Origin of the sequence: Paenibacillus sp. YIM B09110 (genome assembly GCF_037167145.1) — a bacterium.
Classification (GTDB): Bacteria; Bacillota; Bacilli; order Paenibacillales; family Paenibacillaceae; genus Pristimantibacillus.
Window position 1 is genome coordinate 125,737 of record NZ_JBANSP010000013.1, and the last position, 20,635, is coordinate 146,371.

14 protein-coding genes and 1 riboswitch are annotated in these 20,635 nt (G+C 51.7%); of the genes, 11 read left to right on the plus strand and 3 right to left on the minus strand.

What is annotated here, in order from left to right; genetic code table 11:
* Window positions 1-34 precede the first annotated feature (34 nt).
* A complete protein-coding gene (locus V8F51_RS19440; protein WP_337102055.1) occupies window positions 35-1,816 on the plus strand; it encodes a sensor histidine kinase in 1,782 nt (593 codons plus the stop codon).
* Complete coding sequence (locus V8F51_RS19445) at window positions 1,791-3,407, plus strand: response regulator transcription factor (RefSeq protein ID WP_337102056.1); 1,617 nt, start codon at window positions 1,791-1,793, stop codon at window positions 3,405-3,407. Before V8F51_RS19440 ends, V8F51_RS19445 begins: the two co-directional genes overlap by 26 nt.
* Window positions 3,408-3,453: 46 nt before the next feature.
* Here the strand turns inward: V8F51_RS19445 and V8F51_RS19450 are convergent, their stop codons facing one another.
* Window positions 3,454-3,633: a hypothetical protein gene (locus tag V8F51_RS19450; RefSeq protein WP_337102058.1), complete on the minus strand. Its 180-nt coding sequence runs from the start codon at window positions 3,631-3,633 to the stop codon at window positions 3,454-3,456.
* A gap of 276 nt (window positions 3,634-3,909) precedes the next feature.
* Window positions 3,910-4,572, minus strand: a complete 663-nt coding sequence (locus V8F51_RS19455; RefSeq protein WP_337102059.1) for a transcriptional regulator — start codon at window positions 4,570-4,572, stop codon at window positions 3,910-3,912.
* A gap of 274 nt (window positions 4,573-4,846) precedes the next feature.
* On the opposite strand from V8F51_RS19455, the gene V8F51_RS19460 reads away from it, so the two are divergent.
* The 3 genes from V8F51_RS19460 (at window position 4,847) to V8F51_RS19470 (ending at window position 13,734) form a co-directional block, all read left to right on the plus strand.
* The gene (locus V8F51_RS19460; RefSeq protein WP_337102060.1) at window positions 4,847-5,995 is read left to right on the plus strand and encodes a response regulator; all 1,149 of its coding nucleotides are present in this window, start codon (window positions 4,847-4,849) and stop codon (window positions 5,993-5,995) included.
* Window positions 5,992-9,045, plus strand: coding sequence for an ATP-binding protein (locus V8F51_RS19465; protein ID WP_337102061.1), 3,054 nt, complete (start codon window positions 5,992-5,994; stop codon window positions 9,043-9,045). Before V8F51_RS19460 ends, V8F51_RS19465 begins: the two co-directional genes overlap by 4 nt.
* A 168-nt stretch (window positions 9,046-9,213) precedes the next feature.
* Window positions 9,214-13,734: an S-layer homology domain-containing protein gene (locus tag V8F51_RS19470; protein ID WP_337102062.1), complete on the plus strand. Its 4,521-nt coding sequence runs from the start codon at window positions 9,214-9,216 to the stop codon at window positions 13,732-13,734.
* Window positions 13,735-14,023: 289 nt separating this feature from the next.
* Here V8F51_RS19470 and V8F51_RS19475 read toward each other — a convergent pair whose 3' ends face one another.
* The gene (locus V8F51_RS19475; protein WP_337102063.1) at window positions 14,024-15,001 is read right to left on the minus strand and encodes a toxin Cry1Ac domain D-VI-related protein; all 978 of its coding nucleotides are present in this window, start codon (window positions 14,999-15,001) and stop codon (window positions 14,024-14,026) included.
* A 151-nt stretch (window positions 15,002-15,152) separates the two neighbouring features.
* On the opposite strand from V8F51_RS19475, the gene V8F51_RS19480 reads away from it, so the two are divergent.
* The 6 genes from V8F51_RS19480 (at window position 15,153) to V8F51_RS19505 (ending at window position 20,627) form a co-directional block, all read left to right on the plus strand.
* Window positions 15,153-15,629 (plus strand): GCN5 family acetyltransferase, encoded by a 477-nt coding sequence (locus tag V8F51_RS19480; RefSeq protein WP_337102064.1) that lies wholly within the window; start codon window positions 15,153-15,155, stop codon window positions 15,627-15,629.
* A 209-nt stretch (window positions 15,630-15,838) separates the two neighbouring features.
* Window positions 15,839-15,948, plus strand: a riboswitch (TPP riboswitch).
* A 67-nt stretch (window positions 15,949-16,015) separates the two neighbouring features.
* A complete protein-coding gene (locus V8F51_RS19485) occupies window positions 16,016-17,371 on the plus strand; it encodes an acetylornithine deacetylase (RefSeq protein ID WP_337102065.1) in 1,356 nt (451 codons plus the stop codon).
* Window positions 17,352-18,023, plus strand: coding sequence for a thiaminase II (gene tenA / locus V8F51_RS19490; protein WP_337102066.1), 672 nt, complete (start codon window positions 17,352-17,354; stop codon window positions 18,021-18,023). The genes V8F51_RS19485 and tenA overlap by 20 nt, the downstream gene beginning before the upstream one ends.
* Window positions 18,011-18,832, plus strand: coding sequence for an ABC transporter ATP-binding protein (locus tag V8F51_RS19495; RefSeq protein ID WP_442956461.1), 822 nt, complete (start codon window positions 18,011-18,013; stop codon window positions 18,830-18,832). Before tenA ends, V8F51_RS19495 begins: the two co-directional genes overlap by 13 nt.
* On the plus strand, window positions 18,829-19,584 hold the full coding sequence (locus V8F51_RS19500) for an ABC transporter permease (protein WP_337102069.1): 756 nt from the start codon (window positions 18,829-18,831) through the stop codon (window positions 19,582-19,584). Before V8F51_RS19495 ends, V8F51_RS19500 begins: the two co-directional genes overlap by 4 nt.
* Before the next feature lie 35 nt (window positions 19,585-19,619).
* Window positions 19,620-20,627, plus strand: coding sequence for an ABC transporter substrate-binding protein (locus tag V8F51_RS19505; RefSeq protein WP_337102070.1), 1,008 nt, complete (start codon window positions 19,620-19,622; stop codon window positions 20,625-20,627).
* Window positions 20,628-20,635: the final 8 nt, after the last annotated feature.

Here is a 20,635-nt window from a genome sequence, read left to right on the forward strand (position 1 = left end):
CCTTCAAAAATAGAGATCGGATCAGGTGAGCCTCATGTATAGAATCAGACGCGGTCCGATTGGAAAATTGAATATTTTCACGAAAGTGATCATCGTTATCGTCCTGATGCTTATCCCGATCATACTCATGTACAATTCTTCGAATAAAACGAGTACGGGCGTTGTCGAGCAAGAGCTGCTTCAGATCAACCTGAATCGGATTAAGTTTTTTGTTGAGCAGATGGACGTCGAGGCGGACCGGCTATGGAGATCTGCCTTTGTCGTCGCCACCGATCCGGACACGCTGCAACTGCAGCTGCACACCTCCGCCGAGCCTGCGTATTCCGTGTTGGCTTCGAAGAGGCTTCTGCTGCAGAAGCTGGATATGCAGTCGACCTCCTTCGAATGGGTCAATGATTTCACGGTGTATTCGCCTCTGTCGGATATCGTCGTTTCTACGAACCTGAAGCAAATTTACGATGCGGAATACTTTAAGGACGCGGTCCAGGAGCGCTGGGATTATCGCGTCATCGTGGCGGACCGGGGACCGGAGAAGGCGTTCGTGCGCGATTTGATTACTCCGTTCGATATTTTGTCGAAGACGGGCAATCCGAACTTGTACGTCGAAGTGATGTTCACGTCGGATAATCTGGTCAAGATGCTCGAACGATTCATGCAAGGCGGCATCGGGCAGCCGTTTCTTTATCATCCGGACTTTGATCCGCTCGTGCCGCGGGACTTCGATCCCGAGCTGATGGCCGCCATGGCGGACAAATTCGAGATCATTCGAGCGCAGAATCCGACCGAGGGGTCGGTCAAGATTACGTTTCGCGATGAACCGTATCTCGTCAACTATGTCACCTCGGAATCGCTGGGCTGGTATATGGTCGATTTCCAGCCGATGAAGAAGGTGCTGGCGCCGATTGACCATAGCAAGCGAATGTTCTATGCTTCGGGCTTGCTGCTGCTGATGATGGGCATCGCCTCCGCAGCGTTGCTGTACCGCAACGTGCAGTTGCCGATCAATGATTTGATCCGAGCGGTCAAGTCGCTTCGGAAGGGCGTGTACAATCATCGGATCAAGCGCGAGAACCGCAACGAGTTCCATTATTTGATCGAGCAGTTCAACCTGATGTCCGAGGACATACAGACGCTCATCGACAAGGTGTACGCGGAGCAGCTTCACGCCAAGGAATCGTCGCTCAAGCATTTGCAAGCGCAGATCAGCCCGCATTTCCTGTACAATAACTTCGCCTTTATTCAAAGCATGGCGCAGCTGGAACGAACGAAGGTGATCGTCGCCTTCACGCAGCATTTGAGCCAATACTACCGTTATACGACCCGGACGGAGCAGCAATTGACGGTATTGGCCGAAGAAATGGAATTGATTCGCAATTACTTGGAAATCCACCGGATGCAGTCCGAGCGTCTGCATTTTCATGAACATATGGAAGACGGCATGACTGCCATTCTTATGCCGAGGCTGCTCATTCAGCCGCTCGTCGAGAATGCGATCGTGCACGGCATGGAAGGCAAGATCGGGAGCTTCGAGATCGTGATCACCGGCAGCATGACCGGAGATGGCTGGAAGCTGTCCGTGGAAGACAATGGAGTCGGCATGCAACAAGCTGACTTGGAGGCGTTAAGGCATTCCTTAAACCTGCAGTCGAGCGCGGATCTTAGTCTGGGTCTGCGCAACGTTCATCAGCGCGTAAGAAACTACTTCGGGCAAACTTCGGGACTTCTGGTTGAGCATTCGCAGTTGGGCGGGCTTCGAGTGACGTTGATGATTAAGAACGGAGGCGATTCCAATGTTGGAAGTTCTGATCGTGGATGATATCCCCTCTCAGGTGGACAGCTTCGCCGCTACGATTCCGAAGGAAGAGCTTGGCATCGGACGTATTCACAAAGCCTATTCCGGGAGAGAAGCGCTGGCGCTTTACCGGGAACAAAACATCCATATCGTCATTACGGATATAAGGATGCCGGAGATGAGCGGAATAGAGCTGATTCATGAAATTCGCGAAATGGGGCGTAAAGTTAAAATCGTTGTCATATCGGGGTATGCGGATTTCGAATATGCGAAAAGCGTCGTCCCGTATAACACGTCCGGGTACTTGATGAAACCGGTGAACCCGGACCAGATGCGGGAGACTCTGAGCAAGCTAGCGGAGGAAATCGCTGGCGAACAGAAGCTGCAACAGGAGCAGCATCGGGACGCCTATGCGTTTCGCGAGAACTTGCCCGCGCTCAAGGGCGAGCTGCTGAATCGTCTGCTGTACGGTTACGGCATCCCGATCGCGGAGCTGGAACGGAAGCTGTTCCTGTTGAACATCCCTTTTACCTTGCAGCAGCGAGTGGGCTTGTTCGTCGTCAGGCTGGAAGGGAAGCTTCAAGACTACGAAAGCATGGATAAAGAGCTGATCGAATATGCGGTTACGAATATGGCGGAGGAGCTGTTTCGGGACGCGTTCCATCTGTGGTTCTGCCGGGATTGCAACGAATATCTCGTTATGATCGTATCGGCCAAAGAAAGCGTGGACGCCAGCGAGCAGGACCTCCAGAACGAAATGGACGTTAGGGCGGCAGCGCTGAAGAAAAAGGTGGGCTCGCTGCTCAGCGGCAGCATATCCATCGTGCTGGTGGAGGATTGGGCGTATTTTCCCGAGGGCATCCCAGGACTGTATCGATCGGTCATCGATGGAATGAGGGCGATCGAAGAGAATCGGCAAAGCGTATTTATGAGGATCGCGGGCAATTCCGATCGGGTGCAGATCGGAACGCTCACCTCGCTGTATCGGCCTCCCCTTCTCATTCATTTGCTCGATACGGGCAACTGGGTCCATGCGGAGGAGAAGCTGATCGAAATATTCGCCGAGCTGAGAAGCAAGAATTACCCTCCCGAGCATGCCAATGAAGCTTATTTTGCCATTGCTAACGCCTACCAGTACATGGCGCATAAGAAAGGGAAGCTGCTTAGCGAGATCGGCGCTTCCTCCTTCGGGCTCATGCCGGCCGCGCCTTCGCTTAACCAGTTGGAGAAGTGGGCTTTCTTCATGCTCCGAAGTCTTAGAGAGCAATCGGAGGAGGGGACCGAGAAGCAGGTAAGCATGGTCGACAAGGTTCATAAATTCATCGAGGAGAACATGAACGGCAATCTGTCGCTGCAGACGATCGCGGCGCATATCGGCCTTCATCCCGCCTACTTGTCGAGAGCCTACCGGGCGGAGACGGGAAACAATCTGAGCGATCACATCCAACGCTACCGGATGGAATTGGCCTCTTATATGCTGCGCAGCAGCGACAAGAAGATATACGAGATTGCCCAGACGATCGGATATCAGGCGGTTCCGCATTTCATCAAGCTGTTCAAAGCCTATTCGAACATGACCCCGCAGGAGTTTCGCGACCGGGCGGGGATGTCGTGATCTACAGGCAAGCAAGCCCCTTCCTTAACGTGGAAGGGGCTTGTTTTTATTTTATGACAGCGACGATTTTGTTAATGAAAACAAAGATGCTTCTTCTCGTTTGGTTTTTTAATTGGACGACTCCGCCTTTTACTTTAATAACTACGCCTATTATTTCTTCTCCTGACACCGTTTTAAGCACAACAGCTTTCCCGCGGGAATGATTCAATATTTTATGAACAAGCATGGAACCCCCTCCCCTCCCATCCAATCTAATAATCTATTAATATGAGATTGCTATAGAAGGGTTCGGGCTTCGGTTGTTTTTGTAATGGACACTACTGACGCTTAGCGATCGTTTAATGCTCTGCGTAGTTTCTAATGGACATTACGGATCGTTACAGGCACTTAAGTAACTAAACTAGTATTCATTTGCCTTCTTAGCGTCGCTTCTGTCCATTAGCGTCTCGAAATCAGTAGATTGTTAGTTTAAGCGGCTATTTTGTCCGTTATAAGTTATCCATTATCGGTTTACTGTAAGGTCAGCGAGCTTATAGACGCGGTATCGTTGTTTATCTCCAATGTTCAGCAACAAGTTCTTATCCACTAACTCTTGCAACGTACGCCTAGCCTGCCTATCGGACCGTTGGAGATGAGCTGCGAGCTCTTCAGAGGTAAAGGGTCGAAGCAGTCGGCGAGCAAAACGCAGCGTTTCTGCTTCATCCCAGCCAAGTCCGGCCGTCACGGGCATCGCGACAAACTTGCCTACAAAGGAAAGCGCTAGTTGCCTGCAAAGTTCGGGTTCTTCCTTAATCGATAAGTAGGCAATGGGAAGGAACAACCAGTCGTCAAGTCCAAGCAGCGCTTGCTTCATGCACAGATCCTTAAACCTCCAAGCCTCGATGTCCCTAGCATGTGAGCGGTATCCATGAATTTCGATGCAGCCTTTGGCTCCCAAGGGCATGTATGCCAGATCGAGATAGCGATACTTATTGTTAAGGTCGCGGAGCTCCCATTCGGGATACAAGTGATCCAGGTTGCCTATAGTCGGATACCAGATGGATCTTAAAAACTCAATCGTTGCATGACCTAACCCACTCTTAAGCCGTTCACGCCTTCTCGGATTGGATTCTGCGGAAACTTGCTCCTTTAACCATTCCTCGATTCTCCTATCAATAACAGTCACCAACATCTCCCCCGTCACCTGAAAATAGAAAAGCCGCCCTGACCACGATCCCTTAATAGGGTTCAAGATCAAAGCGGCATGTGCTTCACGCCAAATGCATTGGATAGTTGGAGTATACCGGATAATAGTAATTGCTGCAATATCACGAGCTTCTAGTACCATTGGGCGAATGGTGATCAGAATCTAGCAATCTCCTTTGATCCGATAATACCAGCATATGGTACAATAGAACGAAATCAAGAGGTGCTAAATGAACAACAAGGAGACAAGCCCGATGATGCGAGTACTGATTGTTGACGATGAAGAAGATGCGCTGGATCTGTTGGAAATATTGCTCGGTCAGATCGGGGGCGTCGAAGTCGCCGGAAGATACGTCAATCCGATTCAAGCGATCGATGCTTTGACCCAGTCTCCTGTCGATGCTGTGTTTCTGGATAACCAGATGCCCGGAATGAAGGGTACGGAAGCTGCCAGAAAGATCAGAGGCATGATCCCTCAAATGCCGATCGTATTCACGACGGCCTATGCGGAATACGCGGTCGAAGCGTTCGAAATTCAATCGACCGACTACCTGTTGAAGCCGTTTACGAAAGATAGATTGCAGAACACGGTTGCGCGCATTAAACAAACCTTATCCGATTCCGTCGGTCAGACGCGCCAGAGCGCAAGTGCCGCCTCAACCATCCACTGTCTGGGAGGCTTCCAAATCGGGGTGCCGGGTGATGCGAACAAGGTGCTGGCATGGAAAACGAAAAAGGAAAAAGAGCTTTGCGCGTTTCTGATCCAACATGAAGGAAAATCCGTGAATACCGCATCGATCATCGAGGCGTTATGGCCGGGCTACGATTTGAACAAGGCGAAAACGTATTTGTACACCTGCCTGTCCTATCTAAGAAGAAGCTTGGCGGAGCATCATATCCCGATCCATATCCGCAAGGCGGATCAAGGTTTCGTCGCCGAATTGGACGGGCTCACGGTCGATGCAAACGAATTCGAGCAGCTGCTGAGGGGCGTAATGTCCGAAGATGCCATGGATGAACGGACCTACGATACAATGAACAGGATGTATAAAGGCGAATACATGGAAGCTTGCGATTTCGGCTGGGCAAACGCCAGACAACTGGAGATCAAAGCCTCGTACGTCCGCGCGCTTCGCAAAGCGTATGCGCATTTTCGAAGACAGGACAATCGCGCGCTCGCGGCGGACAGCATGCAAAACCTGTTGTCGCTTGTCCCCGATTCCGAGATCGACGGACGCGAGCTGATTAGGCTGCATCTGGAGACGGGCAATCGACATGAGGCGTATCGAGTCTGCTTGCAGTTGGAGCATGCGGTGCGCAATCAATTGGGCGCAGAGCTGGAGGAGGAGACGCTGCGACTCATCCGGCAGACGACAGACAAGACGGAGTGGCAAGCCCGATGAGAAAAAAAGCCGCGGCGGCGATTATTACGTTATCTCTATTGTTGGCAACCTATGGGTTGCTGTTAATCTACTTCTCTATGAATAAGAATCCTATGCCTGTAGCGGAGAATGGGGCCATGGACTTAACCGCATGGAATTTCGAAGAAGACGGAGTCGTCAGGCTGGACGGGAAGTGGGCGTTTTATCCGGATCAACTGCTTCCAGGTCAAACTTCTCTCTCTTCCGCCGCTGCAGGGGGATTAATAGCTGCGATGATTCAGGTCCCCGGTTCATGGTCCAAGCAGATGAATACGCTTGGCATGGCGACCTATCGCCTTCAGCTTCGAATCGACGATGCAAGCGCGGTGTATGGATTGAAAACAGCGTCTATCCACATTTCCAATCGGCTCATCGTCAATGGCCAGGTCGTCGGATCAAGCGGGAATCCGGCTGAGAAAGGGCATTACCAAGCGCTTAACAAGCCATACGTCAGCTACTTCACGCTGCAGCAGGGCTGGAATGAAATCTTGATTCAGGTGGCCAACCATGAATTCCACGTAAGCAGCGGAATCAACGAATCGCTTCAGCTCGGCAAGGCCGAGCAAATTGCGGGGCTGCGCGATCGGGCGACGGCGCATGATTGGATCGTGCTAACTGCCTTCCTGATCATGGGCTTGTATTTTATCGGACTGTTTTCCCAGCGAAGAAACGATCAATCGCTTGTCGTATTTGGCATCGTTTGCGTATTTATCGCCGCTTTCACGAGCGTCAGCGGCGAGCGGGTTCTGTTCGACGTGGTCGGCCAGATCCCGTTCTGGCTGTATTTCCGTATTCAGATGATCCTGACGGTTGGCGTAGGGGCCGGCTTTTTCCTGTATGTCTATACGGCCTTCCGGCCCTACAGCTACCAATGGCTCACTCGGGGCGGTCTGATAGTGGGGACGATCTTGGCCGTGCTGCATATCGGCTTCGCTACCCAGATCACGACGGGATCGTTTCGTTTGCTGACCTCGTTATACGTGACATTCGCCTTGCTCTATGCAACCTATGTATTCGTATACGCGGTCCTGCACAAAGTAGCGGGCAGCTGGTATTTGGCCCTGGCGGCCCTGGCTTTGAACGTACTGTTGCTGAACCAGAATATGTACGTTTATTTCGGCGTGCCGATCTATTCGCTGCCTCCGATCGAACCTTTTGTTGTCCTGCTGATGCTTGCGCTCTTAATGTCGCTCCGGTTCTCGAACGCGTTCCAGAAAATCGAGGAACTGTCCGGTCAATTGATGCAAGCGGACAAGCTGAAGGATGATTTCCTGGCTCGAACCTCGCATGAATTCAAGACGCCGCTTCATGGCGTGATGAATATTTCCCGTTCGATGCTGGACGATGCGGCACATCCGCCTACCGCAGGGCAAAGGGAAAAGCTACAGCTGGTAACCGACATTACGAGGAAGCTTTCGCAGCTCGTGTACGATATCTTGGACCTGTCCAAGCTGAAGCATGGCGAGCTGAGAATCGTTCCGGTTCCGATCGATGTCCGCTCGGTCGCGGAGGCGCAGGTGCGTTTCTATTCCTATCTGTGTACGGAAAAAGATATTCAGCTGGTGAACCGGATCCCAGCCGAGCTGTCTCCCGCTTTGGCGGATGAAGTCCGATTGAGCCAAGTTATCGGAAACTTGCTGGACAATGCGATTAAACATACGAAGAACGGAAGGATCGTCATTACCGGAAGGGAGCATGGAAGCGAGCTCGAAATCGCGGTGCACGACACGGGAACAGGCATTGAACCGGAGGACCTTCCGTTCATCTTCGAACCGTTCAAATCGTTGGAGGGAACACGGCAACGCGGCTTCGGATTAGGCCTTTCGATCGCGAAGCAGCTGGTCGAGCTGCAGAAGGGGACGCTTTCGGTTGCGTCCACGCCCGGAGTCGGTTCTACCTTTACATTCACGCTTCCCGTCGCCGGCGACAGAGGCGCAGAGGCATTGCCCTTGTCCTATTCAAGTCCCCAGGTCATGCCCAAGGAAACCGAATACTCCTTCGAGACGCCTCATCATGCGAATGTCGACGGCAAGCATACGGTACTGATCGTCGATGATCAGTACGTGAACTTGAAGGTTTTATTGGACGCGCTTCAAGCGCTCGACTATCGCGTAATCGCGGTCAAGAACGGCTACGAGGCGCTGGAGCAAATCGACCAGTCTGGCAGAATCGACCTCGTTATTCTCGATCTGATGATGCCGGGCATGTCGGGTTATGAAGTGTGTCAGGAAATTCGCAAGCGATACTCGCTGCTGGAGCTGCCCGTCCTGATGGTGACGGCGGCCTTTCAACCACAAGACAAGGTAGCGGCATTCCAGGCCGGGGCAAACGATTATTTACCGAAGCCATTCGATCTGGAGGAGCTGAAGGCCAGAATCGGCAGCTTGTTATCGATGAAGGAATCGCTAGGCCGTGCGGTTCATATGGAAGTGGCATTCCTGCAATCGCAGATCAAGCCGCACTTCTTGTATAACGTGCTGAACAGCATCGTGGCATCAAGCTATAAGGATGTGGATCGCGCGCGGAAAATGATTGCCGATCTCGCCGATTACTTGCGGGGAAGCTTCCGGTTCAGCAACGCGGACGAGCGCATCGGGTTTGCCGAAGAATTCAGCCTCATTCGAACGTACGTGGATATCGAGCAAGCCCGTTTCAAGGATCGTATTCGCTTCGAATATGATATCGCGGAGGCTACCTATGGTTTGCGCATGCCGCCGCTTCTATTGCAGCCGCTTGTCGAGAACGCGATCCGTCACGGCATCGGCGATCGCATAGAAGGCGGCACGGTGACGATGACGGCGGAAGAGTCGGACGGAGAGTGGCGTTTCGTCGTGGCCGACGACGGCGTCGGAATCTCCCCCGAACGCTTAAAGACGCTGCTTGAACGAGGCGGCTCGGATGATTCCCAAGGGGTCGGTTTACGGAATATTAACAAACGTTTAAAATACGAATACGGCATTTCGTTGGAGCTGGAAAGCGAACCGGGACGCGGTACGAAAGTGACCGTTCGGATCCCTGCTTCTCCGGTTTAAGGGGCTGTAACGATTCAAGCAACAGGCTCTCGTCGATTTTCGACGGGGTCTGTTTTTTCATGGAGAAATATGTCGGTTTTTAAGGTTTTTTTAAGGTATCTTCCGTTATGCTGGGCTAGTACTTGAGGACTAAGCAACGAAATGATAATCCGGAGAGGAAGATGCAAATTGGTCCCGACAACGAGAAGAAGCAAAAACTACGATAGAATACGAAAAACGGCATATATTTTACTTGCCGTTATCCTTTTCATACCGTTGATAGCGAGCGGCGGAGGTACGGCATCGGCGGCGGCCGGATGGTCTATGATCGACGGCGGCGGAACCGACGGGATTAACGCATCCCCTGCCAACATGGCGGAGTATGCTGCTATGACCGTATATAATGATGAAGTCTATGTGGCGTGGCAAGAAAGAGTCGTCAATCCATACTCGCCTAACAACCAAATTAGAGTCAAGAAACGTAGCGGCACGAACTGGGTCAACATCGATGGCAACGGATTGAACGTAGATGCCTCCAAACCGGCAATCAGACCCGCTATGGCCGAGTTCGACGGTCAACTGTATATCGCGTGGACAGAAAAAAATGCAGCGGCCATCGATCAAATTAGGGTCAAGAAGTACGACGGCATAAGCTGGACAAGCGCCGAAGGCGGAAGTCTGGCCGGAATAAACGCAGATGCTTCCAAGGGTGCTAACACTGTTAATTTGGCCGTATACAACAATGCTTTGTATGCGGCTTGGTCTGAAGCCGGGGAGCTGCGAGTCAAGAAGTATGACGGCACCGCGTGGACGAGAGTCGATAGCGGCGTAACCTATGCAGCTTCTCCTGTGATGGCCGTATTAGGCGATGACTTAATTACGGTATGGTTTGAATTGGTCGGATCCAATTATCAGATCCGAGCGAAAAAATATGACGGTACGAGCTGGACGGCGATTGACGGCGGTTCGCCCGGTTTAAATATCGTTGGTTCGAAAAGCGCGACTAATCCGTCGGTAGCCGTCGCGGGCGATGCCTTGTACGTAGCATGGGACGAACCGATCGGCGGTACGGATAACCAAGTCCGGGTCAAAAAATATGACGGTACCACCTGGTCGAGCCTTGACGGCAACGGGACGTACGGAATCAATGTGAATCCGGCTTTCCGCGGCAACTATGTTGAATTGACGTCCATCAATAACGAATTGTATGCGGTGTGGCAAGAACACACGGGATCGGGTTCCATTTTCAAAATTCGCGTGAAGAAGTATGACGGTACGGTTTGGACAAGTGCTGAGGGCGGCCTGAACGGTTTGATTGTGGATGCTACGAAAACCGCCCAATATCCTGCGGTAACCGTGTTAGACGATACGATATACGTATCGTGGCAGGAGAAAAACAGCGTCATTGAACAAATTCGGGTAGCCTCGTATACGCCGCCGCCTCCGCCGGCGGTCAGAAGCGTAGTCGTTAGTCCAAGCAGCGCGAACGTCGCAAGAGGACAGAGCAGGCAGCTGACAGCTACGGTAGATGCGGTAGGAGGAGCTGCGGCAACGGTTACTTGGACGAGCAGCGATGCCTCCGGCAAGGTAGCGGTGAGCGGTACCGGTAACGTCACTGTCGCGGCGGACGCCGGACTGGGCGATTACACGATAACGGCAGCTTCGACTTTCAATTCCAGCAAAACGGGAACGGCGACGATCACCGTTACGGAGGCGCCGGCCGTCAACAGCGTCAGCGTGAGCCCGAGCACCGATACCGTCATGCAAGGAGATAGCAGTCAGCTCACGGCAACGGTAAACGCGGCAGGAGGAGCTGCGGCGACGGTCGCTTGGACGAGCAACGATGCCTCCGGCAAGGTAGCGGTGAGCGGTGCGGGGAATGTAACCGTGGCGGTGGACGCCATACCGGGCGATTACACGATAACGGCAACGTCGACTTTTGATGCTACCAAAAAAGGGACGGCGACGATTACGGTCACGGAAGCGCCGGCCGTTAATAGCGTAACCGTGAGCCCAAGCAGTGAGAACGTTATACAAGGAGATAGTCTTCAGCTTACAGTTACGGTGGGCGCAGCGGGAGGAGCTGCCACGACGGTCACATGGACAAGCAGCGATACCGACGATAAGGTAACGGTGGACAGCACGGGCAACGTCACCGTAGCGGAGGACGCCGAGCCGGGCAATTATACGATAACGGCGACGTCGACCTTCAATACCGGCAAGAAAGGGACGGCAACGATAACGGTCACGCCGTCGACGGCGGTAAACGGCGTAAGCGTAAGCCCAATCAGCGCAAGCGTCGTGCAGGGGGAAAACAGGCAACTCACTGCCATGGTAGACGCGATAGGAGAGGCTGAGACGACGGTCACATGGACAAGCAATGATGCCGGCAACAAAGTGATGGTGGACAGCACGGGCAACGTGACCGTCGCGGAGGATGCCGAGCCGGGCGATTATATCATCACGGCGACCTCGACCTTCGATAGCAGCAAGACGGGAACGGCGACGATAACGGTCACGGCAGCGCCGACGTATACGATTGCTCCAATCACGAATCAATCGTTAACGGCACTGACTCAGGGCTACGAATCCGGTATCCAAGAGACGAAAAACATTTCGGTCATGAATACCGGCAGCGGCGATTTGGAGAATCTGTCGGTCACGCTTAGCGGCGGTCACGCTGACGATTTTACAATCACGCAGCCGGAATCCGCGACTTTAACCGGGAGCGAATCAACGAGCTTCGACATAGTTGCAAATGACGATTTGCCGGCTGGCACCTACACGGCAACGGTTAAGGTATCGGCGGATCGCATGACGCCCGTAACGTTTACCGTTACGCAATCGGTGAACTTGCCGGATGCTCCCGCAAATCCGCAAAATCTTGAGGCCGCCGGCGGCGACCGACAAGTTGTATTGAACTGGGATGCCGTACCGGAAGCGACGCAATACCGAATATATATGTCAATAGATGCCGATCCGGATCATGGCGTTGAAATCGCGACTGTAACTTCTTCAACTTACAGCGTACAAGACCTGGTCAACGGCACGACCTATTACTTTGTGGTAAAAGCGGAAAACGCGGGAGTCTTTAGCGAGGCATCGAATCAAGCCAGCGCGACTCCGTCGACCGTCCCTGGAGAGCCGACCCGTGTGACGGCAAAGGCGGGCAATGGACGAGCCGTCATTACGTTTACGGCTCCGGCCGATAACGGCGGAAGTCCGATCACGGGTTACGAGGTGACCATTTCACCGGGAGGCACGGTCGTGACCGGGGGGACAAGTTCGATTACCATAACGGGACTAACGAATGGAACAAGCTATAGCTTTACGGTAAAAGCGATTAATGACGCGGGCAGCAGCGAGGCGTCCGAAGAATCGAACGCCGTTACTCCTAGAGCATCCCATACGCCGACGCCGTCAGAGCCTTCTACGCCAACGATACCGGACACGACGAATACAGGCGTGGATATCCTTGTTAACGGCAAAGTCGAGAATGCGGGCACGGCTACGGTAGCAAAGCGAAATGATCAGACCGAAATAACGGTGGCCGTGGATCAGAAAAAACTGGATGAGAGGCTCGCGATCGAAGGGACAAATGCCGTCGTCACGATACCGATCAACCAGACATTCGATATCTTCGTTGCCGAATTGAACGGCCAAATGGTGAGAAATATGGAGGACAAGCAAGCGGTTCTAGAGTTCACAACCGAGCATGCGACCTACACGCTTCCTGCGCAACAAATCAATATCGGTGCAATATCCGAGCAAATCGGACAGTTAATAGCTTTGCAGGATATTAAAGTGAGGATAGAAATTGCCGTTCCGACAGCGGACACGTTGAAGCTGGTGGAGAACGCGGCGGCCAATGGCCAGCTCATGCTAGCCGCTCCGCCTCTCAACTTTACGGTGACAGCCGTGTACGGAGACCGTATCGTCGAAGTAACGAAGTTCGACGCCTATGTGGAAAGAACGATAGCGATCCCTGACGGCGTTGATCCGAACAAGATTACGACGGGTGTTGTCGTCGAACAGGATGGATCGGTACGCCATGTACCGACTAAGGTCCAATATTTCAACGGCAAGTATGAAGCCCAAATCAACAGCTTGACCAACAGCACGTATGCGGTCGTCTGGCATCCGATCGAATTTAGCGACGTAGCGAAGCATTGGGCGAAAGACGCCGTTAACGACATGGGGTCCCGGATGGTCGTCGGCGGAACGGGCAACGGCATGTTCAGTCCTAACCGTGACATCACCCGCGCCGAATTTACAGCCATCATCGTCCGTGGATTAGGCCTCAAGCTGGAGAATGGAGCAACGCCATTCTCGGATGTGTTGCCGGAAGATTGGTACGGCAGCGCGGTCAATACGGCTTACTCTTATGGGATTGTCAAGGGCATGGAAGACGGCAATTTCCGGCCGAACGATAAGATTACGAGAGAACAGGCCATGGTTATTCTATCCAATGCGATGGCCATAACCGGTCTGAAAGACCAGTTGCTTGAACAATCGCCTGAAGCTGCGCTTCTTCCGTTCGAAGATGTGTCAGGAGTGTCCTCATGGGCGCAAAGCAGCGTTGCGGACACTGTGCAGGCGGGTATCGTAATGGGGAAAAACGGGGCATTGCTAGCGCCGAAGGCTCACATGACTAGAGCCGAGGTTGCCACTACGATACAACGATTATTGCAAAAATCGGGATTGATATAAGCAGTTAAAGTCACTATGACTATTGGATAAGCGGTGCGCAGTTTCGCGAAAAAATGACCTACTCTTCGGGGTAGGTCATTGGTGTGGCTTATGGCAATGCCGTTTTGTGGCAGTAGGGGGATTTCGGGACAATCCCTTTTTCATGTTGACGGCACTGAATGGGAGATTCAAAATTCGGGGGGTCTCAAGGTGACGGTGAATCCTAACGTTCGAGGAGCTATCGAAGCATAATGAAAAAAAAGGATATAGCCGTCAGAGATGTTTCTGATGCTCTATCCTTTTTTGTTATCTAATCATTAGCTATATCATGGAAATAAACGACTTCTTCATTGGCGATCATATTGACAAGACTTGGAGAGGCGTAATATTGACCGTTGTATTCAATAACATCGCCTGATGCCAAATATTCGATTAGTTGGGCAAGATTGTCCGTATCATAAGGAGTCCACTCATTAATATCGAAAGAGTCGTCTGACTTTTTACCGGAATTGTTATTTTTAGATTTATTCGCTTCAGCCTTCGCTTTTGCTTCGGCATCGGCTTTTGCTTTGGCTTCCGCTTCAGCCTTCGCTTTGGCCTCGGCTTCCGCTTTTAGTTTAGCTTCCAAATGAACATCCGCAACTTGTATATACGACAATAGAGCTGTTTTCGTAGTATCCTGCTTAATGCTATTTATTTTCGCTTTTGCGTCGTCGATCTCTGCGCGTGTAATCGCTTCTTTGACGGTCGATTTTTCAGAAGAAGTAAATAACAAATCAACCAGTTTTGTTGCGTTTGAGATTTGTTCCTTTTGAGCATCAGCTTCGTTAATTTTAATCATTAGCTCATCTACAAAGGCGGGCTTGTTCGACTTTAGCTCGTCCAGCAGTTTTTTATAAATCTCGCTGTCAGCCGTCTCAATAATTGCGCCATTACTATCGAACAGGCTGTCTACGCCTTGTTTTAATGCGTACATGCGATCCACATCGCTTATGTCTTGCGAAGCCTGATTGAATAGCGCGGTTGCTTCGGGCGAAAGTTTTTTATCGCTATAGTCTACAAATAAGTCATGAGTGCTTTTTAACGTTTCTTCATTAATATGATCGGCAAGCTTCGTTTTAGTTTCGTCGTTATAGAGCGAATTCACTTTCTCTTGGATGCTCGAAATATCAGCTAAAGTAGCTAGCTCTTTTTTCTCTTTATTATCGTTGATTTTCCAAATCGTAAACCCCGATCCGCCTGCTACCAGTAGTACAGCTAAGATTGAAATGATTGTTATTTTTTTCATGTCGCACTCCTCGGTTTCCAATATATTATTTATTTTCCTTCTTTGGTACGCAGAGATAGGAAAAAAGTAACATTTTAATTTTGTTATGAGAACATAATTTGATTTGATACAATAGCGTAGATAGAAGAGAGAGAAAAGGGAGCTAACCAACATGCCTGCTATTCATACAAAGCCATTCGATCAAGAGATGCAGACCTTATTAGGTGAATTGAAATCCGGTTATCACGCTGGGGAACTCAGCAGGAAGGATAGCTCGGAAATTCCGAAAGAAATTCATTTGATTGAGGCTGGCTCTAATATGGTCGGCTACGGCGTGGTTTGGGAATACGCTAATGGGAAACAGTTAATCCACAAGGCGGAAAAAGATTATTTTAACGATGACGAGAAGTATCTGGAGAAGGATTTCTATATTGAAATTAAAAACAAAACTGATTTTATATTCATTGAAGCGCTGGATGTTCTGAAGGAATATGAGGGTAGTGGATATGCGGCTTTCTTTATTAACTGGCTTAAAGCGAAATACCCTAATAAAAAGATGTACGTCTACACCTTGGACAAAACACGCAACTTTTGGTTTAAGCAAGGCTTTGAGGTTCTGGGGAGCACGGTATGGATGACCTATAACTAAAACGGCTTTGGCATGTTACACGTTGCCAACGCTCAGCGATCATAATATGAACTGTTCCGCTTATAATGGACATTAAGGTACCTCCGAAAACAATCGATTATTAGTTTAAGGGGCTATTTTGTCCGTTATCCTTTAGAGCTGCCAGCAAGGGGGCGGATGAATTAACTGTTGTTGCCAAAAACTTACTTGTGAGCTATAGTAGTGTTAATTTAATAGAGTATGGGTGCTGGATGAAGTCCGGCTGAGATAGGGAACTTATTTCCCTGACCGTTAATCTGATCCAGGTAATGCTGGCGTAGAGAACTTATCGAATCGTAACCATTCGTTTATTCTCGAATGGTTTTTTTCTGTTGTTCGCGCCTTCTGCCAAGCGAAGGAGACTAGAAATGATTGATTCTATCATTACCAGGGTACAGCAGCAAGCGGAGGAAAGACAGGAAGAACTGTTTGCTCTATTGGCCGATTTGATCGCTTTTCCTACCGTTAGCCCGCCTGCGCGAAATACGTATAAGGCACAGCAATATTTGGAGGAACAGCTTAAGAAAAGCGGCTTCGAAACGGAATTGTGGAAGGTGTATCCCGGCGATCCGAATGTTACCGCGGTTAAGCCGGGCACTCAGCGGGATCAATATCAAAGCTTGCTGCTCAATGGCCACATGGACGTAGCCGAAGTAGGTGATACGCGGGAGTGGCAAGGTGATCCATTCATACTAACGATGAATGACGGCAGAGCTTACGGCAGAGGAACGGCGGATATGAAAGGGGGGCTTGCCGCCCTTCTGTTCGCAGTGAAGCTGCTTGAGGAAGCGGGAGTAGAGCTAAAAGGAGACTTGCTGTTTCATTCGGTCATCGGCGAAGAAGCCGGCGAGGCAGGAACTCGGGCTTGCATGGAGAGAGGGTATAAGGCGGATCTAGCCGTAGTCGCGGATACGAGCGGGCTGGCCATCCAAGGGCAAGGCGGAGTCATTACCGGCTGGGTTACGGTACAAAGTCCGGTTACCTATCATGACGGGATGAGATCCCGAATGATTCACGCGGGCGGCGGCGTTCAAGGCGCCAGCGCGATCGAGAAGATGGTCAAGTTAATCGCCGGGCTTCAAGAGCTGGAGCGCCACTGGGCGGTGACCAAATCCTTCCCGGGATTCTCGGCGGGCTCGAACACAATCAATCCGGCGGTTATCGAGGGAGGCCGTCATGCGGCATTCGTAGCGGACCGGTGCTCCTTATGGATTACGGTGCACTTTTATCCGAACGAGGACTATGAAACGGTAGCCGCCGAAATCGAGGAGCATCTGCTAAGAGTCGCCGAGGGGGATCCATGGCTGAGGAATCATCCGCCTACCTTCCGCTGGGGAGGCCGGTCGATGATCGAGGAACGGGGAGAGATATTCCCGTCATTAGTGCTGAATACGGGTGGCGAAGGGCTGAAAGCATTGTCTGCCAGCCATCAAGAAGTGCTCGGCGTTTCTCCTGCCGTCGGTATGAGCCCCTCTGTTACGGATGCAGGCTGGCTGGGACGGGCAGGAATCGAGACGCTTATCTACGGTCCGGGAGAGCTTGCAGAGGCTCATTCCGTAGACGAGAGCGCAGACTGGCAAGAGCTGATCGATTACGCGAAAGTGATGATTGCTTTTATTGCGGACTGGTGCAACCGGGTAAAGCCGGAGATATCGGAGAGCGGGCGATCAGCCTTGATTCATGATGAAAGGGGATTGGATATCCATGAGTCGATTCAGCGATAGGCTCTACCGTTCAGCGGAGGCGATATGGGCGAAGAGTCACGCACATCCGTTCCTGACTGAACTAAGAGACGGAAATTTGGATCCCGAGCGGTTTATGTATTATCTCAAACAGGATTACGTGTATCTGATCGATTATGCCAAGATGTTCGCGATAGGCAGCATGAAGGCAAGGGATCTCGACACGATGGTCAAGTTCGCGGAGTTGCTTCATTCTACGCTGAATGTGGAGATGGAGCTTCATCGGCAATATGCGGAGCGCTTCGGCGTAACGCGCGAGGAGCTTGCGCAGACGCGTCCTTCTCCGACTACGGTTGCGTATACGAAGTATTTGCTGGACACCGCTTCGCAAGGACCGCTTTCAGAAGTAGTTGCCGCCCTGCTCCCATGCATGTGGAGCTACCGGGAGATCGGAGTCGCTTACTCGAAGGTTCCCGGCGCTTTGGACCACCCGCTGTATCGGGAATGGATCTTAATGTACAGCTCCGAGGAATTCGGAGCGCTTACCGACTGGTGTATCGGTCTGATGGATCGGCTCGCGGAGGGGCTTCCCGAGCAGGTTCTGGCTGCGCTGGAGGAACGCTTCGTCGTCGCGTCCAAGCTTGAGTATATGTTCTGGGATATGGCCTACCGGCAAGAGGAGTGGCCGGTTTGAGCATACGTAACCTAGAAGAACGGCCGCTGGCGCTAGCGGTTCGCGGCCTTCGATTTTCCTTTCCCGGAGAGCCTCCCTTGTTCGACGCGCTGGATTTCGATATTAGGCCAGGCGAGTTCGTCAGTATTCTAGCGGCAAGCGGCAAAGGCAAGACGACCCTGTTCCGATTGCTGAGCGGATTGCTGACCCCACAGGCTGGAACGATTGCTATAGGAGCGGCAGGTGACTCGGCTGCAGCTGCGTCGAAGCGTGGGAACATCGGTTATATGCCGCAAAAGGATTGTCTCATGCCTTGGAGGACCGTGCTGGATAATGCTGCATTAGGGCTGGAATTAGGAGGGACAACGAGGCGCGAAGCTCGTCGTCAGGTCATGGAACTGCTTCCGGGCTTAGGGCTGGAAGGGACGGAGCGCAAGTATCCGCATGAGCTGTCCGGCGGCATGCGCCAAAGAGTATCTTTCTTGCGTTCCCTGCTAGGGGGAGGAGAGCTGTTTCTGCTTGACGAGCCATTCAGCGCTTTGGACGCGCTGACAAGGGTCGGCATGCAAGAATGGCTGCTGCAGGTATGGGAGCAGCACCGCAAAACGATTCTGTTCATCACCCATGACGTAGACGAAGCGCTGCTGTTATCCGACCGGGTGCTTGTGGCGGCGCAATCACCGATTGCAACGCTTAGCGAGCTTACCGTTAGTCTGCCCCGCCCTCGCAACTATGATATTGCGCTGGATGAGGCATTCATAGACTTGAAGCGGCAGCTGCTAGGGTTGATTGGACGCGGCGCACTCGCTTCTGAAGGAGGAAGGACATGAGACACAGTCTTTCGGCTTATGGGCCTGTGCTTGTTTTCGCATTGCTGCTGGTTATCGGGTGGGAAGCCGGAACGACCATTTTCGATATTCCGCATTACATTATTCCTAAGCTATCGGATGTATTTGTATCCATGTGGGACAACGGACGGGTGCTGGGCAAACATTTTGCCGTTACCCTGGGAGAGGCATTGCTGGGGCTCGGAATTTCCGCCGTATTCGGCGTGCTGGCTGCCGTATGGATCGAAAGCTCGGGCTTAGCCAAGAAGACGATCTATCCGCTCCTTGTCATGTCCCAGACGATTCCGATTATCGCCTTATCGCCGATTATGGTGATGTGGTTTGGTTATGAAATATGGAGCAAGGTTGCCGTCGTGATCTTGTTTACGTTCTTTCCCATTGCCGTGAATACGGCGGACGGATTCCGTTCCGCGGATCCCGATATCGGGGAGCTAATGCAGACGATGGGAGCCGGCAAGCGCGATCGCTTTCTGAAGTGGAAGATTCCATCCGCGCTGCCGGGATTTTTTACGGGACTGAAGATGGCTGCCGCTATTAGCGTCGGAGGAGCTACGCTGGGAGAATGGCTTGGCGGGGAGAGCGGGCTTGGCATGTATACGAAGCGGGCTTCCAACATGCTGCGGGGAGATGCGGTTTTCTCGGGTGTACTGCTGCTGTCGGCCATGGGGATCTTACTGTTCCTTGTAGTACTGGCAGTGGAAAAAATGTTTCTTGCTCATCGCAGAAGCGCGTAACGACAAATATAACGGTTAGTTGAGGGGGCTTATTGATGTTTAGGTTCGGTTCATGGAATAAAAGTGCAGCATTATCTATTGCTCTAGTATTAGCTTTAATAGGTTTGACGGGTTGCGGTTCATCCGATACGCAAGCCGAGTCCGGAGAGACGGAGCTTACGGTACTGCTGGATTGGTATCCGAATGCGGTGCATACGTTCTTGTATGCTGCCGAGCAGCAAGGCTATTTCGAAGAAGCGGGATTAAAGGTCAAGCTCCAAACGCCTGCGGACACGAATGATGCGCTTAAGCTGGTCGCGACCGGCAAAGCGGATCTAGCGCTCAGCTATCAAATGCAGGTAGCGATATCGCGCTCCGAGGACATTCCAATCGTATCGGTCGGTGCGATCGTTCGCCATCCGCTTAATCAGCTCATGGTAATCGATTCGGGAGAGATTCGGAGTCCGAAGGATCTCGTCGGCAAAAAAATCGGTTATCCTTCCATTCCCCTGGACGAGGCGATCGTGGACACGATGGTGAAATCGGATGGCGGAGATCCGACGAAGCTCGATTACGTGGACGTCGGCTGGGATCTGATTCCGGCAATGAGCACGAAGAAGGTGGACGCTATTATCGGGGGCTACGTAAACCATGAGAAGCTGTTATTGGAGAAGGAAGGCGAGAAGCTGATTGCTTTCGATCCTTCCGAGTACGGAGTGCCGGATTATTATGAGCTGGTTCTGACAGCGAGCGAGGACGGACTGAAGAGCAATAGCGATGCGATCAAAAAATTTATGGAGGCAGCCGCCAAAGGGCAAGCGTACACGGCGAGCCACCCGGATGAAGCGCTGCAAATTTTGCTCGATCAGCAAAGCGAAGAGTTTCCGCTGGACGCTGAGATCGAGAGAAAAAGCTTGGATATCCTGCTTCCTCTAATGGATGCGGGGTCGGAGCCTTTCGGCAGCCAGTCTAAAGAATCATGGAGCTCCATCATAGATTGGTTGAAGGAGCAAGGGCAAATCAAGCAGGACGTTAGCGCAGAGCAAGCATTCCGTCATCTTTAAAAATATAG